Annotated in this window: 14 protein-coding genes; 8 read left to right on the top strand and 6 right to left on the bottom strand. The window is 71.7% G+C overall.

The features are described from left to right. Positions 1–26 precede the first annotated feature (26 nt). Complete coding sequence (locus JYA75_RS15705; RefSeq protein ID WP_203329195.1) at positions 27–209, top strand: hypothetical protein; 183 nt, start codon at positions 27–29, stop codon at positions 207–209. A gap of 79 nt (positions 210–288) precedes the next feature. On the opposite strand, the gene JYA75_RS15700 is transcribed toward JYA75_RS15705, so the two are convergent. The 3 genes from JYA75_RS15700 to hrcA all read right to left on the bottom strand — a co-directional run bounded on the left by JYA75_RS15700 (position 289) and on the right by hrcA (position 3,324). Beyond that, on the bottom strand, positions 289–1,050 hold the full coding sequence (locus JYA75_RS15700; protein WP_185712813.1) for a 16S rRNA (uracil(1498)-N(3))-methyltransferase: 762 nt from the start codon (positions 1,048–1,050) through the stop codon (positions 289–291). 10 nt (positions 1,051–1,060) lie between these two features. After that, on the bottom strand, positions 1,061–2,209 hold the full coding sequence (dnaJ, locus tag JYA75_RS15695) for a molecular chaperone DnaJ (protein ID WP_006933832.1): 1,149 nt from the start codon (positions 2,207–2,209) through the stop codon (positions 1,061–1,063). Positions 2,210–2,280: 71 nt separating this feature from the next. Beyond that, positions 2,281–3,324, bottom strand: a complete 1,044-nt coding sequence (gene hrcA, locus JYA75_RS15690; RefSeq protein WP_050035407.1) for a heat-inducible transcriptional repressor HrcA — start codon at positions 3,322–3,324, stop codon at positions 2,281–2,283. Positions 3,325–3,473: 149 nt separating this feature from the next. Here hrcA and JYA75_RS15685 point away from each other — a divergent pair, with 149 nt between their 5' ends. Beyond that, entirely contained in the window at positions 3,474–3,809 is a 336-nt protein-coding gene (locus JYA75_RS15685; protein WP_006933828.1) for a type II toxin-antitoxin system VapB family antitoxin, read from the top strand. A gap of 115 nt (positions 3,810–3,924) precedes the next feature. Here JYA75_RS15685 and hemW read toward each other — a convergent pair whose 3' ends face one another. After that, positions 3,925–5,127 (bottom strand): radical SAM family heme chaperone HemW, encoded by a 1,203-nt coding sequence (gene hemW / locus JYA75_RS15680; protein ID WP_029544353.1) that lies wholly within the window; start codon positions 5,125–5,127, stop codon positions 3,925–3,927. Positions 5,128–5,510: 383 nt separating this feature from the next. Here hemW and JYA75_RS15675 point away from each other — a divergent pair, with 383 nt between their 5' ends. The 6 genes from JYA75_RS15675 (at position 5,511) to JYA75_RS15650 (ending at position 11,926) form a co-directional block, all read left to right on the top strand. Further along, positions 5,511–7,238 carry a nitrite/sulfite reductase gene (locus tag JYA75_RS15675; protein ID WP_006933822.1) on the top strand — a complete coding sequence of 576 codons (1,728 nt, stop codon included), beginning with the start codon at positions 5,511–5,513 and terminating at the stop codon, positions 7,236–7,238. Next, positions 7,235–7,972 (top strand): phosphoadenylyl-sulfate reductase, encoded by a 738-nt coding sequence (locus tag JYA75_RS15670; protein ID WP_006933811.1) that lies wholly within the window; start codon positions 7,235–7,237, stop codon positions 7,970–7,972. The genes JYA75_RS15675 and JYA75_RS15670 overlap by 4 nt, the downstream gene beginning before the upstream one ends. Then, positions 7,969–8,913, top strand: coding sequence for a sulfate adenylyltransferase subunit CysD (gene cysD, locus JYA75_RS15665; protein WP_006933809.1), 945 nt, complete (start codon positions 7,969–7,971; stop codon positions 8,911–8,913). The genes JYA75_RS15670 and cysD overlap by 4 nt, the downstream gene beginning before the upstream one ends. A gap of 2 nt (positions 8,914–8,915) precedes the next feature. Next, the gene (locus JYA75_RS15660; RefSeq protein WP_006933807.1) at positions 8,916–10,217 is read left to right on the top strand and encodes a GTP-binding protein; all 1,302 of its coding nucleotides are present in this window, start codon (positions 8,916–8,918) and stop codon (positions 10,215–10,217) included. After that, a complete protein-coding gene (locus JYA75_RS15655; protein WP_029544357.1) occupies positions 10,214–10,969 on the top strand; it encodes a CbiX/SirB N-terminal domain-containing protein in 756 nt (251 codons plus the stop codon). The genes JYA75_RS15660 and JYA75_RS15655 overlap by 4 nt, the downstream gene beginning before the upstream one ends. A gap of 72 nt (positions 10,970–11,041) precedes the next feature. Further along, positions 11,042–11,926, top strand: a complete 885-nt coding sequence (locus tag JYA75_RS15650; RefSeq protein ID WP_029544359.1) for a universal stress protein — start codon at positions 11,042–11,044, stop codon at positions 11,924–11,926. Between the two features lie 83 nt (positions 11,927–12,009). On the opposite strand, the gene JYA75_RS15645 is transcribed toward JYA75_RS15650, so the two are convergent. Together JYA75_RS15645 and JYA75_RS15640 are read right to left on the bottom strand one after the other, a co-directional pair. Continuing rightward, on the bottom strand, positions 12,010–13,032 hold the full coding sequence (locus JYA75_RS15645) for an extracellular solute-binding protein (protein ID WP_029544361.1): 1,023 nt from the start codon (positions 13,030–13,032) through the stop codon (positions 12,010–12,012). 99 nt (positions 13,033–13,131) lie between these two features. Next, positions 13,132–13,338 (bottom strand): hypothetical protein, encoded by a 207-nt coding sequence (locus tag JYA75_RS15640; RefSeq protein WP_006933801.1) that lies wholly within the window; start codon positions 13,336–13,338, stop codon positions 13,132–13,134. Positions 13,339–13,360: the final 22 nt, after the last annotated feature.

The raw sequence follows: 13,360 nt of genomic DNA, 5'->3' as shown, positions 1-13,360 counted from the left end.
ACCGTGCGGGAGCCGCAGGGGCTCATGTGGACGACCAGCTTCCCGCGCGGGAGGCGATCGTCGGCTCCGGCAGCTACCCGACGTTCGCCCGGACACTCGTCGCACTCTCCGCGGAGGGCTACGACTTCGACCTCGACCACCTGTTCGAGCTAGGCCTGGGTGCGCCGCTCGACGGCCTGGCCGTACGGCTCGACCGCCGGGCCCCGTGAAGCGCGGTCCGCGCGGCGAGATCCCCAGGAAAACCCGGAACCGGAAGCCTCCGAACGCGTTCCGGAGCCGGTTCCCGGGTCATTCGACGGGCCGGGCGCTCCACCGTGCGGTGAGCACTCCCACCGCTCCGAGCGCGACGGCCGCGGCGGTGGACGTTCGCAGCACCGTCGGCCCGAGCAGCACCGGCCGGGCCCCCGCGGCCGTCAGCGCCGCGATCTCGGCGTCGTCGACGCCGCCCTCCGGCCCGACCACAAGCATCAGCTCGGGGACGTCGGCCAGCGGCAGCACGGCGAACGGTTCGGTTGCCGACTCGTGCAGGACCGCCGCGACACCCCCGCGGGCGACGGTCGCGCGCACGGCCTCGGCGACGCCCGCGGTCCGCTGGACCGGCGCCACCTCGGGAACGTGGGCGCGCCGGGACTGTTTCGCGGCCGCCACCGCGACGGCCTGCCATCGCGCGACGCCCTTGGCCGCCTTCGGCCCGTCCCAGCGGGCGACGCACCGCGCGGCCTGCCACGGCACGAACGCGTCGGCACCCGCCTCCGTCGCCAGCTCCACGGCCAGTTCGGAACGATCGGACTTCGGCAACGCCTGCACCACGGTGACCCACGGGCGCGGTGCGGGGACCTCGCGCCGAGCCAGGACGCGGGCCTCGAGCCGGTCCTTTGCGGTGGCCGTCACCTCCACGTCGGCGACGTGGCCGTGGCCGTCCGACAGGACGAGGCGCTCACCCACCGCGATGCGCCGCACCGTCGCCGCATGGCGGCCCTCCTTGCCGTCGAGGACCGCGACAGCCCCGGCCTCGGGCAGCGGATCGAGATAGAACAGGGTTGCGGCCACCGCCCGGGCCTCAGCGCGCGCTGAACGCGTCGCGCAGCCGGGAGAAGAAGCCCCCGGCGTGCTGCGAGCCGGTGGTGACGACCTCGGGCACCTCGTGCTCGCGCTTGCGACGGAACTCCTCGAGGAGCTTGGACTGCTTGCCGTCGAGCTTCGACGGGACCACCACCTCGAGGTGGGCGTGCACGTCCCCGCGCACCCCGGAGCGCAGTTTGGGCATGCCGTGGCCCCGCAGCACCGCCACCGACCCGGGCTGCGTGCCGGGTTCGACGGTGATCTCGGCGGGTCCGTCGATGAGGGTGTCGAGCACGACGGTGGTGCCCAGCGCCGCGTCGACCATCGGGATCCGGATCGTGCAGTGCAGGTCGTCGCCGTCGCGCACGAACACGTCGTGCGCCTGCTCGATGATCTCGACGTACAGGTCGCCGGCGGGGCCGCCGCCGGGGCCGACCTCGCCCTGCGCGGCCAGCCGGATGCGCATGCCGTTGCTGACACCGGCCGGCACCTTGACCGTGATCTCGCGGCGGGCCCGCACCCGGCCGTCGCCGCCGCACTTGCGGCACGGGTCCGGGATCGTCTCGCCGGCGCCGCGACAGGTCGGGCACGGCCGCGAGGTCATCACCTGGCCGAGGAACGAGCGCTGCACCGACTGCACCTCACCGGCGCCGCCGCACGTCTCGCAGCGCACGGGCTTGGAGTCGCCGTTGGTACCGGACCCGGCGCAGCCGTCGCACAGGATCGCGGTCTCCACGGCGATCTGCTTGCTGACACCGGTGGCGCACTCCTCGAGCGTCAGCCGGGTGCGCAGCAGCGAGTCCGCGCCGGGCTGGACGCGGCCCCTGGGCCCGCGGGACGTGGTGGCCCCGCCACCGAAGAACGCCTCGAACACGTCGCCGAGGCCGCCGAAGCCGGCACCGGAGAAGCCACCGCCCGCCCCCGGCCCGGACCCGAGCGGATCCCCGCCGAGGTCGACGATGCGCCGCTTCTCCGGGTCGGAGAGCACCTCGTACGCTGTGGAGATCTCCTGGAACCTCTTCTGCGCCGCCTCGTCCGGGTTCACATCCGGGTGGTGCTCGCGCGCGAGCTTGCGATACGCCCGCTTGATCTCCTGATCGGTCGCGTTCTTCGACACGCCGAGCGTCCCGTAGTAGTCCCGTGCCACGTGAGTTCTTCGTCCTTCTCTATTCGCACAGCTGTTGTGTCGTCGGATGGTCCGTCCGCGCCGCCCGGCGCTCAGCGTTCGCCGAGTACCTCACCGATATAGCGGGCGACCGCAGCCACCGACGCAATGGTCCCCGGGTAGTCCATCCGGGTGGGGCCGAGCACACCGAGGCCGCCGAAGACGGTGCCCGCGGCACCGTACCCGGTGGACACCACGGACGTGCCGCGCATCTGCTCGACCTGGGTTTCCTCGCCGATCCGCACCGTCACGCGGCCGGCGTCCTGCGTCGCCGCCAGCAGCTTGAGGACCACTACCTGCTCCTCGAGCGCCTCGAGCACGGTACGCAGCGAGCCGGGGAAGCCGGCGTGCGGGTCGAAGTCGGCGGCGTTACGCGTCAGGTTCGCCGTGCCGCCGAGCACGAGCCGCTCCTCGGGATGCTCGACGAGGGTTTCCACCAGCACGGTTGCGCAGCGGATGACCGCATCGCGCAGCTCGTCGGGCGCATCCTCGGCCAGCTCGCTCACCGCGATCGACGCCGCGGCGAGCCGCTTACCGGTCAGCGCGGCACCGAGCAGGTCCCGCAGCCGCGACAGGTCCTCCTCGCCGAGGACGTCACCGAGCTCGACGATGCGCTGGTCCACCCGGCCGGAGTCGGTGATGAGCACCAGCAGCAACCGGGCGGGGGTCAACGCGACCACCTCGAGGTGGCGGACCGACGAAGCCGACAGCGTGGGGTACTGCACCACCGCCACCTGCCGGGTCAGCTGCGCCAGCAGCCGGACGCCGCGCCGCAGCACGTCGTCGAGGTCCACACCCGACTCGAGGAACTGCAGGATCGCCCGGCGCTCGGCCCCCGAGAGGGGCTTGACGTCGGCGATCCGGTCGACGAACTGGCGGTAGCCCTTGTCCGTGGGAACCCGGCCGGAGCTGGTGTGCGGCTGGGTGATGTACCCCTCGGCCTCGAGCACGGCCATGTCGTTGCGGACCGTCGCGCTGGATACGCCCAGGTTGTGGCGCTCGACGAGCGTCTTCGAACCGATGGGTTCCTTGGTGGACACGTAATCGGCCACGATCGCTCGCAACACCTGGAAGCGCCGTTCCTCGGTGCTCGACATCCCGCCCACCTCCGTCTCTGCTGTCGCACCCGGAACGGCACGCACCACCGCAGGACGGTGCACTGCGTGCCGTTTCGCTCCAGTTTAGTCGCCGGTCCCGGACGGCGAGCGGGACGGCGCCCGCCGGCGAGGCGTCGTAAGTTGGTGCCATGATTTTCAAGGGCGTCCGGGACGGCAAGCCGTATCCCGACCACGGGCTCTCGCTGCGCGACTGGGCGCAGATCCCGCCCCGGCAGGTGCGGCTCGACCAGATCGTCACCACCACGAAGGTGCTCGAGCTCGACCGGCTGCTGTCGGAGGACTCCACCTTCTACGGCGACCTCTTCCCGCACGCGGTCCAGTGGAAGGGTGTGCTGTACCTCGAGGACGGCCTGCACCGGGCCGTGCGCTCGGCGCTGCGCAACCGCACCGTCCTGCATGCGCGAGTGTTCGACTACGACGCCCTGTTCCCTCACGCCCCGGACGCCGACACCACCGAGGCGTAGATATCGCACCGCTGCGCGGCCGGAACATCGCACCGCTGCGCGGTCGGGACATCGCACCGCTGCGCGGTCAGGACATCGCACCGCTGCGCGGTGAGGGCGCCGGGCGGCTGCGCGGTCAGGTCAGGATCGCGCGCACCACCGCGTCGGCGAGGAGCCGGCCGCGATCGGTGAGCACCAGCCGGCCGGCGCGCAGGTCGGCGAGGCCGTCCGCGACGACGGTCTCGGCGGCGCGTCGTTCCTCGGGGGCGAGCACGTCCAGCGGCAGGCCGGTGCGCAGCCGCACCTCGAGCATCACCCGTTCGGTGTGGACGTCGCCGGCGGTGAGCAGTTCGCTGCCCCCGACCGGGAGCCCGCCGGCGGCGAGCGCGTCCGCGTAGCGCGCCGGGTGCTTGACGTTCCACCAGCGGACGCCGCCGACGTGGCTGTGCGCGCCCGGCCCGGCCCCCCACCAGTCGCCGCCGTCCCAGTAGCCGAGGTTGTGGGCGCACCGCGCCGACGGATCGCCGGCGCGCGCCCAGTTCGACACCTCGTACCAGGTCAGGCCGGCGGCCTCGAGCCGCGCGTCGATGCGCTCGTAGCGGGCCGCGAGCACGTCGTCGTCGGGGGCCGGCAGTTCGCCCCTGCGCACCCGGCGGGCGAGCGCGGTGCCGTCCTCGACGATCAGCGCGTAGGCCGAGACATGATCGACGTCCGCAGCGAGCACGGCGTCGAGGGACGCGTCGAGGTCCTCGTCCCGCTCGCCGGGGGTGCCGTAGATCAGGTCCAGGTTGACGTGGTCGAATCCGGCGGCCCGCGCCTCGCCCGCGGCCGCGACGGCCCGGCCCGGGGTGTGCGTGCGGTCGAGCACCGCGAGCACGTGCGGAGCGGCGGACTGCATGCCCAGCGACACGCGGGTGTAACCGGCCCCGCGGATGCCGTCGAAGAACTCCGGCGACGTCGATTCCGGGTTGGACTCCGTCGTCACCTCCGCGCCCGGGGCGAGGCCGAAGCTCGACCGGACCGCCGCGAGCACCTGCGACAGGCCGTCGGCACCGAGCAGCGACGGGGTGCCACCGCCGACGAAGACGGTCTGCGCCGCCGGGGCGCCGAGCAGTCGCGCCGCGATGTCGAGCTCGCTGCGCAACCCCTCGAGCCACGACTGCGGAGACGCGGACGTGCCGAGCTCTCCGGCGGTGTAGGTGTTGAAGTCGCAATAGCCGCAGCGGCTCGCGCAGAACGGGACGTGCACGTACACGCCGAACGGGCGGGAACCGACACCGGCGAGGGCCGAGGCCGGCAATTCGAACCCTGCTCCGACTCCGACATTGGTTCCACTCACTCCCCCAGTGTTCCAGAAGGCCGACCGGAGCCCGCCGCCCGGACACGGCCCGGACACGCCACCCCGGCCCGGCGCTGTCACCTCGGCATTTCCCCGAAATTCGGCGTAAATACCGCCACGTTTCGAGAACAGGCCCGTGACATGGCACAATGGTCCGCATGACCGGACCCGGAGTGCGACTCGTGGCGCGACGCCACGTCGACCTCAAGCGTGTCTGTGCATCGCGGTGTCTGTCCTGCACCGCCGGTTTCTGCGCCGACTGTCGATAGTCGGCCCCACCCCCGGCAGCCCCCGCTTCCCGCCGGGTCGAGGCATGTCCGCGCCGGGCTCAGCCCGCCCTGCCGATCCCGATCCGGTCCCTCGCGAACTCCAGGAGTACCCGTATGTCGTCGACCACCGACGTCTCCCCCGCCGGCGATACGACCGAAACCGCCGCGGCCCGCCGCCGCCCGGCCCGGCCCGCCAAGCAGCGCGCGGAGGGCCAGTGGGCCCTCGGCTACCGTGAGCCGCTCAACCCCAACGAGCAGGTCAAGAAGGACGACAACCCGCTCAACGTGCGCCGGCGCATCGAAGACATCTACGCGCACACGGGATTCGACGGAATCGACCGGAGCGACCTGCGCAACCGCTTCCGCTGGTGGGGCCTGTACACGCAGCGCGAACAGGGCTACGACGGCACCTACACCGGCGACGAGAACATCGATCTGCTCGAGGCGAAGTACTTCATGATGCGGGTGCGCTGCGACGGCGGCGCCCTGAACCTCGCGCAGTTGCGCACGATCGCGGGGATCTCGACCGAGTTCGCTCGCGACACCGCCGACCTGTCGGACCGCGAGAACGTCCAGTACCACTGGATCGAGGTCGAGAACGTCCCGGAGATCTGGCGCCGTCTCGAATCCGTCGGCCTGAAGACCACCGAGGCGTGCGGCGACTGCCCCCGCGTGGTGCTCGGTTCCCCCCTCGCCGGCGAGTCCCTCGACGAGATCATCGACGGCACACCGGCGGTCGAGGAGATCGTCCGCCGCTACATCGGCGACCCGAAGTACTCGAACCTGCCGCGCAAGTTCAAGACCGCGATCTCCGGTCAGCAGGACGTGGTGCACGAGATCAACGACGTCGCGTTCGTCGGCGTGAACCACCCCGAGCACGGCCCCGGCTTCGACCTGTGGGTCGGCGGCGGCCTGTCGACGAATCCGATGCTGGCGCAACGGGTCGGCGCGTGGATCCCGCTCGCCGAGGTGCCCGACGTGTGGGAGGCCGTCGTGTCGGTCTTCCGCGACTACGGCTACCGCCGCCTGCGCTCGAAGGCGCGGCTGAAGTTCCTGATCAAGGACTGGGGCGTCGAGAAGTTCCGGGACGTTCTCGAAACGGAATACCTGAAGCGGCCGCTGCTGGACGGACCCGCGCCGGAGAAGCCGGCGCGCCCGATCGACCACGTGGGCGTGCAGAAGCTGCGCAACGGGCTCAACGCGGTCGGCGTCGCCCCCATCGCGGGCCGGGTCTCCGGCACGATCCTCGCCGCCGTCGCCGACGCGGCCGAGAAGGCCGGATCCGATCGCATCCGCTTCACGCCGTACCAGAAGCTCATCGTGCTCGACGTCGCCGACGAGAAGGTCGATCAGCTGATCGCCGACCTCGGCGAACTGGGCCTGCCCGCGAACCCGACGCCGTGGCGCAAGAACCTGATGGCCTGCACGGGCATCGAGTTCTGCAAGCTCTCGTTCGTCGAGACCCGCAAGCGCTCGCAGGCGCTGGTGCCCGAGCTCGAGCAGCGCCTCGCCGACATCAACGCCCAGCTGGACGTTCCGGTGACGATCAACATCAACGGCTGCCCCAACTCGTGCGCGCGTTCGCAGGTCGCCGACATCGGCTTCAAGGGCCAGCTCGTCGACGACGGGGACGGCAACCAGGTGGAGGGTTTCCAGGTGCACCTCGGCGGGACGCTCGGCATGGATGCCGCGTTCGGCCGCAAGCTGCGCCAGCACAAGGTGACCAGCGCCGAGATGGGCGACTACATCGAGCGCGTGGTGCGCAACTTCGTCAAGCACCGCACTGCGGGAGAACGCTTCTCGCAGTGGGTGCTGCGCGCGGACGAGGCCGATTTGCGATGACCGGGGAGCAGACGATCGAAGGACGGAACGTGACCACGACACGGACAACGGAGGAACTGAGGGAGCTGGCCGCGCAGGGGGCGGCCACTCTCGACGGCGCCTCGGCGCGGGAACTGCTGCAGTGGACCGAGGAGAACTTCGGCGACTCGTACATCGTGGCGTCGAACATGCAGGACGGGGTGCTCGTGCACCTCGCGGCGCAGGTGCATCCCGGCGTGGACGTGCTGTTCCTCGACACCGGTTACCACTTCGCGGAGACCCTCGGCACCCGTGACGCCGTGGCGCAGGTGTACGGCGTCAACCTGGTCGAGGCCAAGGCGCAGCAGACGGTGGCCGAGCAGGACGCACTGCTCGGCAAGGATCTGTTCGCGCGGGACCCCAACGAGTGCTGCCGCCTGCGGAAGGTGGTGCCGCTGAAGGAGACCCTGAAGGGCTATCAGGCGTGGGTCACCGGCATCCGCCGGGTGGAGGCCCCCACCCGGGCCAACGCCCCGCTGATCTCCTTCGACGATGCCTTCGGGCTGGTGAAGATCAACCCGATCGCCGCGTGGTCCGACGAGGACATGCAGAACTACATCGACGAGCACGGGATCCTCGTCAATCCCCTGGTCGACGAGGGCTATCCGTCCATCGGGTGCGCCCCCTGCACCGCCAAACCACTACCCGGAGCCGATCCGCGCAGCGGACGGTGGGCCGGCCGAGCCAAGATCGAATGCGGGTTGCACGCCTCATGACACTCATCGACACGAATTTCTCCGAATCCCGGCGCAAGTCGGACGGCGACAGGTTCGACACCCTCGACGCGCTCGAGTCCGAAGCGATCCACGTCTTCCGCGAGGTCGCCGGCGAATTCGAGCGCCCGGTGATCCTGTTCTCGGGCGGCAAGGACTCGACGGTCCTGCTGCATCTGGCGCTCAAGGCCTTCTGGCCCGCGCCGCTGCCGTTCGCGCTGCTGCACGTCGACACCGGGCACAACCTTCCCGAGGTCCTCGAGTTCCGCGACCACGTCGTCGAGAAGTACGGGCTGCGGCTGCACGTGGCGAAGGTCGAGGACTACCTCGCCGACGGCCGCCTCACCGAGCGGCCCGACGGGATCCGCAATCCGCTGCAGACGGTGCCGCTGCTCGACGCCATCGCCGAGAACCGCTTCGACGCGGTGTTCGGCGGCGGCCGCCGCGACGAGGAGCGCTCCCGCGCCAAGGAGCGGATCTTCTCGCTGCGCAACGCCTTCGGCCAGTGGGATCCCAAGCGGCAGCGGCCCGAGCTGTGGAACCTGTACAACGGCCGGCACGCCCCCGGCGAGCACGTGCGGGTCTTCCCGCTGAGCAACTTCACCGAGCTCGACATCTGGCGGTACATCGCCCGGGACAACGTCGAACTCGCCGGCATCTACTACGCCCACCAGCGCCCGGTGTACCGGCGCGACGGCATGTGGATGACGCCCGGCGTCTGGGGCGGCCCGGCCGAGGGTGAGGAACTCGAGGTCCGGTCGGTGCGCTACCGCACGGTCGGCGACGGCTCCACCACCGGCGCGATCCTGTCCGAGGCCGCCGACAACGAGGCGATCCTCGCCGAGGTCGCCGCGTCGCGGCTCACCGAGCGCGGGGCGACCCGCGGCGACGACCGCGTTTCCGAAGCGGCCATGGAGGACCGCAAGCGAGAGGGATATTTCTGATCATGAGCGACCTCCTTCGACTCGCCACCGCCGGCAGCGTCGACGACGGCAAGTCCACCCTCGTGGGCCGGCTGCTGTACGACACCAAGTCCGTGCTGGCCGACCAGATCGACGCGGTCACCCGCGCCTCGGTCGACAAGGGTCTCGACACCCCCGACCTGTCCCTGCTCGTCGACGGCCTGCGCGCCGAGCGCGAACAGGGCATCACCATCGACGTCGCGTACCGCTACTTCGCCACACCCCGGCGTAGCTTCGTGCTCGCGGACACCCCGGGACACGTGCAGTACACCCGCAACACCGTCTCGGGTGCGTCCACCGCCCAGCTCGTGGTGCTGCTCGTCGACGCCCGCAAGGGCGTGATCGCGCAGACCCGCAAGCACGCCGCCGTCCTCGCGCTGCTCGGCGTGCCCAAGCTCGTCCTGGCGGTCAACAAGATCGACCTGGTCGACGACCCGGCGCGCGTGTTCGCCGACATCTGCGACCAGTTCAACGCCCTGACCCGGTCGCTCGGCTGGTCCCCGGAGGACGTGCAGGAGATCCCGGTCTCCGCCCTGCACGGGGACAACGTCGCGGTCCGTTCGGAGAACACGCCGTACTACGACGGTCCGACGCTCATCGAGCACCTCGAGTCCGTCCCGGTCGACGCCGACGTCCACGGCCGTCACGAGATCGGGCTGCGGTTCCCGGTCCAGTACGTGATCCGGCCCCGCACCGCCGAGTTCCCGGACTACCGCGGCTACGCCGGACAGGTCGCGGCGGGCAGTGTCCGTCCCGGCGACGAGGTCGTGATCCTGCCCGCGGGCACCCGGACCACGATCGAGCGGATCGACACCGCCGACGGCGAGCTCGACGTCGCGCACGCCGGCCGCAGCGTCACGCTGATCCTCGCGGATGACGTGGACGTCTCCCGCGGCGACGTCATCGCCGCCCCGGCCGCCGCCCCGGAACCGATCGGCCAGTTCGAGGCGACGGTGTGCTGGCTGGCGGAGAAGCCGCTGCGGCCCGGTGCCCGGCTGCTGCTCAAGCACGGCACCCGCACGACGCAGGCGATCGTCGGGACGCTCGAGGAGCGCTTCGACGAGCAGACCCTGACCTCGGTTCCCACCCCCGAGTCGCTCGAGCTCAACGAGATCGCCCGCATCACCGTCCGGGTCGCCGAGCCCATCGCGGCCGACGACTACAAGGTCAACCGGCGCACGGGCAGCTTCCTGCTCATCGATCCCGCGGGCGGCAACACCCTCGCGGCGGGCCTGGTGGGCAACAGCCTCGCCGAGATCGAACTCGGGGACCGCGTCCCCGCATGATCCCGCTCGTCGCCGTCGCGCACGGCAGCCGTGACCCGCGCTCGGCGCGCGCCATGGCTGCCGTGCTCGCGGCGCTGCGGGAACGCCACCCGGGCCGGGACGTGCGGCTTGCGTTCCTGGACCTGAACACCCCGTCGGTGGGGCAGGTCGTCGACGCCGTCGCCGCCGAGGGACACCGCCGCGTGGTGGTGGTCCCGTTGCTGCTGGGCAGCGCCTTCCACGCCCGCGTGGATCTGCCCGCGCTGCTCGCCGAGGCCCGCGCCCGGCACCCGCTTCTCGACGTGATCCAGGCGGACGTCCTCGGCGCCGACGACCGTCTCGTCGCGGCGGCCCGCGAGGCGATCGCCGCCACCGGTGTCTCCCGGACCGACCCGACGGTGGGCGTCGCGCTGTGCGCGGTCGGATCCCGCCGCCACGACGCCAACGCCGCCACCGACGCGATCACCCCGCGCCTGCTGCGGGGCACGTCGTGGGCGTGGGGCCGGACGTGCTTCGCCACCGCCGCGGCACCGACCGTCGTCGACGCCCTGGCGGCCCTGCGCGCCGCCGGCGCCACCACCCTCGTGCTCGCGCCGTGGATGCTCGCCCCCGGCCTGCTGTGGGACCGCGCCGTCGCCGCCGCCCGGGCGGCGTTCCCCGAGGTCAGCTGCGCCACCACCCTCGCGGCCTCCGATTCCGTCGGGCTCGTGATCGACGAGCGCTACCGGCAGTCGCTCGTGCACGCCGGGACCGCCGCGCGCCACATCGCCTGACAACCACCGATTGCCTCTGGCGCACGCCGGTCCTATCGGGACAGACTGGAGTCGAGGCAAGGAGGCATCGTCATGGCCACAGCACCGATTCGGCACGGGATCGTAGTCGGCATCGACGGTTCGGACGGCTCGTTCTCCGCGGCCCACTGGGCCGCATCTGCCGCCCGGATCTTCCGCGAGCCGCTGCACCTCGTCAACGTGCTGCCCGATGCGCCGAGCGCGACCGGCGGCAGATCCAAGGAGGAGTTCGCCAAGCTCCTGCAGGCCGACAGCGAACGGCTGCTCGAACGCGCCCGCCGGGCGGCGCTCGACGGCCGCACGGACGTGACGGTCGAATGCAGCAGCCGGCCGGGACCGCCGGCGAAGACCCTCGTCGAACTGTCGAAGACCGCCCGCCTGCTGGTGGTGGGCCGGACCACGACCGGTGAACTGCGCTCGATGTTCGCCGGCTCCGACGTCGTCCGCGTCGCCAACCACGCCCGTTGCCCGGTCGTGGCGTGGCGGGGCGAGGGCGACCACGAGGAGGTGGACACCCGGCCGGTCGTCGTCGGCGTCGACGGCAGCGCGTTGAGCAACGCCGCCATCGAGCATGCGTTCGAGTTCGCGTCGTTCCTCGGCGTACCGCTGATCGCCGTGCACGCATGGACCGAGCAGTCGACCCTGCGGGGCTACGACGAGTCCGCCCGCTTCGTCGACTGGACGACGTACGCGGAGCAGAAGGTCGCCGACCTCGCGGAGAGCCTGGCCGGCTGGCGCGAGCGGTATCCCGACGTCGAGCTGCGGACGGAGCTCGAGCGCCGCGGCGCGATGGTGGCCCTCATCGAGCGTTCCATCGACGCGCAACTCGTCGCGGTGGGCAGCCACGGTCGCAGCACGATCGCGTCGGCTCTGCTCGGCTCCACCGGCCAGGGCCTGCTCCATCACTCCCGCTGCCCGGTACTCATCTGCCGCGAGTGACGCATGCGGCCGTGACCTCCGGTCGCGCAAGGAATTTCGAGCGCAGCAGTCCGCAGGGCGCGCGGATCCCCGGCTCCGTCGCCCTAGTTCGCCGCGTCGGCGTAGATCACGGCGATGCTGCCGGTACCGGGCCGGAACAGCTCGGCGTCGACCGTGCTCCAGCCACCGAGATCCTCGACGGTCCACAGTCTTTCGGGATCCGGGAAGTCGTCGGCGAACTCGCGTGCGGCACCCGGGTCGGCGGGCCGGAATCCGGCCGCCGCCCACAGCCGTTGCGCCTCCCCGGTGTAGAGGAAGTCGTTGAACTCCTGGGCCGCCCGCACGTCGGGTGCGTTGTCGATCACCGCGGCGGGGCTGTCGATCCGGAGAGTGGTGGTCAGGGGGACACGCCGGACGGCGGCGCCGTCGCGCTCGAGCCGCAACGCCTCCTGTTCCGAGAGGAGCAGCACGTCGCCGGCACCCTGCACGAACGCCTCCACGGCCTCTTCGCCGCTCGCGGGCGAGGTTTCGACGTGGTCACCGACGAGCGCGGCGAGGTAGTCCAGCCCCGCCTGCGGATCGGCACCGCCGTCGCTCGTCGCGGCGTACGCGGCGAGCAGGTTCAGCTTCGCCGCACCGGAGGCCGACGGGTCGGGGGTGATCACCTCGAGACCGGGCGCGAGCAGATCGTCCCAGCCCGCCACACCCCGCGGATTGCCCTCCCGCACGACCATCGTGACGACGGACCCGTACGGGACTCCCCGGTACGCTCCCGCGTTCCAGTCCGGGTCGACGAGTCCCGCGTCGACGAGGCCGGTCAGGTCCGGCACCGATGCGAAGGTGACGAAATCGGCCGAGGCGCCGTCCACGACGGCGACGGCCTGCTGCGCGGACGGACCGGACGCGACGTCGAACCGGACGTCCTCGCCGGCCTCGGTGGCGCCGAACGCGGCGATCACCGTGTCCAGCGCCGCCCGGGCACCCTCGTGGGCGTACAGGTCGACGGTGGGCCCGGAGGCGGCCTCGGCCGCGTCGCCGCGATCGCCGGAGCCGGCCGAACACGCGGTGAGCACGACGGCCGCGATCGAGGCGAGCGCCGCGACGCGCCGGCCCGGACGAGATTTCACGACGTACCTCCGGCGCAGGGTCAGCGGGTCAGCAGCCAGGCCACGACGACGAGAACGAGCAGGGCCAGCAGGGCCAGGGTCACGCGCGAGCGTGGCATGTCAGCGATCCTCCGTCTTCCGTTCGGACGCGGCCGGCTCTCTGCGTCCGACGGCCGCGAGCACGCCCGCGAGGGCGCGGTCGAGCAGCCAGGCCACGCCGGCGCACAACGGCACCATGACGACCAGCACCAGCGCGACCTGCGGGACGAAGGGAAGGCCGGCCAGCCACAACTCGAAGCCGTCCCACCACGATGCCACCCGATCCACGCCCCCACCCTAGTCGTCGCCG

Source organism: Rhodococcus sp. PSBB066, from assembly GCF_017068255.1.
In the GTDB taxonomy this organism is placed as follows: Bacteria; Actinomycetota; Actinomycetes; order Mycobacteriales; family Mycobacteriaceae; genus Rhodococcus; species Rhodococcus aetherivorans.
The sequence above is the reverse complement of the archived record's forward strand: the minus strand, read 5'-3'. Positions and strand labels throughout refer to the sequence as shown.